The sequence below is a fragment of the Nonomuraea basaltis genome (assembly GCF_005893125.1).
GTDB lineage: Bacteria > Actinomycetota > Actinomycetes > Streptosporangiales > Streptosporangiaceae > Nonomuraea > Nonomuraea basaltis.
In genome coordinates, this window is sequence record NZ_VCJS01000470.1 from 1 (window position 1) to 3,171 (window position 3,171).

The window sequence follows — 3,171 nt, forward strand, 5'->3', positions numbered from 1 at the left end:
CCCATACTTCCCTCCCCGCCCCCCTTTTGTGATCTTGGAGGGGTCCCCGTGAAGTTGGCTCCGAAACGATTCGGTAACCTCCGTCGCGCTCCGATGCTGGGTCTACGATGAGTCCAGCGGGCGATGGCGTCCCGCCGAGTGGTGCGCAGCCCGAGGGGGTTCCCAAAGAGTCTTTTGCCTTGGTCTGACGCGCGAGGTCTGAGCAACGAGCCGACGCCGCCCAGAGTCGGATCGGAGTCCCCCGCCGGAGGTTGATTTTCAGGGATCCGCCAGAGACCGCCTGGTCACGAACGCTTTGAGGTGGACTACTCGATGTATGGCTCCACGCATTCCAAACCGCAATCGATGCGGCGGCGGATCGCTGGCTGAATCTCGTAGTCGCCAAGTTGAGAGGGATCCACCCAACGTACTTCGCGCGATTCCTTGGGGTCGGGCTGTAGAGCGCCGCCTAGGACGCGGGCGCGTAGGCAGACATTGATCGGTTGGCGTACCTCATCGAGTTTGTCACCGTGCATATAGACGATCACGTGATCGGGCGTCGAGAAGACGCCTACCAGGCCCGTAACCTCGACCTCAATGCCTGTTTCTTCCCGACACTCGCGAACACCAGCGTCGGCGACTGTTTCTCCCTTCTTGACGCCACCGGTTGGGATGGTCCAGAGGTTGTTATCCGCGCGGCGGAGGAGTAAGAGGTGGCCATCATCGTTGGTGACGAAGACGCTTGCCGATGCCTTCCGGCTGGTTGGCTTGGGCGCGTTTGGGTCACGCCAGTAGTCGATTCGCCTCGTCTTCGTCATTCCGCGCCCCCTCGCGTCAGCGGGCGAGCCGACGCCCATACCCGCTCGTATGATTCCAAGTAGGTGTTGAACCATGCCCCATCGACTCTGCGGAGGTGCAGGGTGGGTGTGTACGCCGCGAGGATGCCGTAGACGTGGACGTTGACCAACATTTCGTCATCAAAGCGGTAGATGCTGTTGTAGAGCGGCGTGTCATGCAGACGGATTTGGACGCTGAGAGGCATGCGTTGGGTGTAGTAGCTCAGTACCGCCGCGACGCGGCCAGCAACGCCACCACCGATCTGATGCTCGGCATCCCGCGCTTCGAGTTGTTTACCGTGCGGGTCACCGAGAAGTAGTCGAACCCTGACGCCAGCCTCCGCTTTGGCAATGAGCGTTGGAATCCAGTCGGGGTGTTCCTCGGTCAGGAACAAGCCAGCGAACGCAAGGAGGTCGATGTTCCGACTGGCCGTCCGGAGCGTCTCCATCCACTGATGACGCGGGACGTCGCTCCGGCGTGGGTAACTGGCCACGAGTTCCGCCCCCACCAGGGCAGTTTTATCGACAGCGTCAGGCCAGAGATAAGACTCGTCTTCCTCCAGGATCGCGGCGACCCTGTAGCGAGTCTTCGGGTATGGCACAGAGGCTCCCTGGAGCCACCGGCCAACACTTTTCACGCTGACCTGGGCCATGTCCGCGAGCTGCTCTACGTCCAGCCCGGCACGGAGCATAGTACGGCGGAGGCGTTCGTTGACCATGGCCCCACTATGCCGTCTCTGGACAGCCTGCGGAATCTAGTTGGCCGAAAGATGTCCTCAGATGTCCACTGGTGTCGGCGCGCTGTCCAAGCCGTCCATTGGATCCTCTCTACACACGCCGCAGGTCAAAGGGTGAGTCGTCGGTGGAGGTCACGATGGATCCAGCAAGGGCAGCAGACGGGAACTCGTCGGGCAGGGCGATGCCTGGGCGACAAGAGCGTTTGCTCGATGCGGATCTTCTGGGGCATCGGCGGCCTGTGGGCACGGTCTCCAATTTCGTGTCCGGGTCCATGGCGGTCGCTCAGGAGATAAACCCGAACGTGCCCAATCCAGCACGGATGTACGATTACTGGCTCGGCGGGAAGGATCATTTCCCGGCTGATCGCGAGGCCGCCGATCGAGCCTCTCTGCTGAACCCCCATGCGAAAGCGTGTGCTCTGGCCAACCGGGCCTTTCTTCGTCGAGTGGTGCGCTATCTGGCAGAGCGGGGCGTCCGACAGTTCCTCGACATCGGAACGGGACTGCCGTCTCAGGGCAACGTGCATGAGATCGCCCAAGCGATCCAAGCGATCCACGCGGACGCGCGGACGGTCTATGTGGACTACGACCCCATCGTTGCCCAGCATGGGCGGGCGCTGCTGGCCACCGATGAGCGCACGATGATGGTGCAACTGGATGTGCGTTACCCCGAGTTCATCCTGCACAAGGTGCTGGACTTCGACCTTCCCGTTGGGGTGCTGCTGGTAACGACCATGCACTTCATCGGGGATGAGGAGGATCCCTGGTCGATCGTGCGGACGCTGCTGGAGCACATGGAGCCGGGGAGCTATCTGGGGCTGACGCATGTGCTGGAGGCACCGAACACGATCGCCGCCGCTGCTGTGTATGACACGGCATCGGCGTCCGTGACCCTGCGCAGTGAAGAGGCAATCCGGGAGTTCTTCACGGTGGCGGATGTTGAGCTGGTGGATCCGGGGCTGGTGCGGGTGCCGCTGTGGCGACCGGAGATGGATCCCCGGCTGGCGGAGGAGGACGCCGCGAAGGTCGATGTCCTGGGTGGGGTCGGGAGGAAGGAGCGGTGAGGACGGCTACACGTGTGTGGAGTCCGGCCGGACGGCTGGCGCGGGAGTTGGCGGGTCATCTGGGGCGTCGCGGTATCGGCTCGCAGGTCTCCGAATGCGAGGGGATCGCGTTGGTGGGGGTGTGGTCGGTGGGGTTGACGGTGTGGTGTGAGTGGGGGCCGGATGGATGGCGTTTCCGCTGGTCGCTGAGCGATGCCAGCGCACCGGGGCCGTGGCGCTACACCTCTTGCCCGTGCTCGGCGATGGAGACGGCCGTGGGGCGGATCGTGCGCTTGTACACCGAGCGGTACTGGCGGGTGTACGGGGCGGCTCCAGAGGGGGCGCATGACCGACTCACCAGTCCGGCGAATCTGGCGGAGTAGGCCATGAGCGAGGAAGACCCCGGCTATCTGGAAGCACGCCGGGATAGGTTCGGTCCTTTCATCAAGCCTTGGCTATTCATAGGCCTTGAGGAGATCCGAGACGAAATGACCCGATAGACAACGAAGAGTGCCCCTGATCTGGAAGATTACGGATTGTCGAGATCAACAACCTTCCAGAGCGAGGAGCACTCTT

The 3,171-nt window shown here is 62.7% G+C and carries 3 protein-coding genes; 1 reads left to right on the plus strand and 2 read right to left on the minus strand.

Annotated elements, in window-relative coordinates; all coding sequences use genetic code 11:
- Positions 1–305: 305 nt before the first annotated feature.
- Positions 306–797 (minus strand): NUDIX domain-containing protein, encoded by a 492-nt coding sequence (locus EJK15_RS68450; RefSeq protein ID WP_138720795.1) that lies wholly within the window; start codon positions 795–797, stop codon positions 306–308.
- Positions 794–1,534: a helix-turn-helix domain-containing protein gene (locus tag EJK15_RS68455; RefSeq protein WP_206062328.1), complete on the minus strand. Its 741-nt coding sequence runs from the start codon at positions 1,532–1,534 to the stop codon at positions 794–796. Before EJK15_RS68455 ends, EJK15_RS68450 begins: the two co-directional genes overlap by 4 nt.
- 257 nt (positions 1,535–1,791) lie before the next feature.
- On the opposite strand from EJK15_RS68455, the gene EJK15_RS68460 reads away from it, so the two are divergent.
- Positions 1,792–2,616 carry an SAM-dependent methyltransferase gene (locus tag EJK15_RS68460; protein WP_240778134.1) on the plus strand — a complete coding sequence of 275 codons (825 nt, stop codon included), beginning with the start codon at positions 1,792–1,794 and terminating at the stop codon, positions 2,614–2,616.
- Positions 2,617–3,171: the final 555 nt, after the last annotated feature.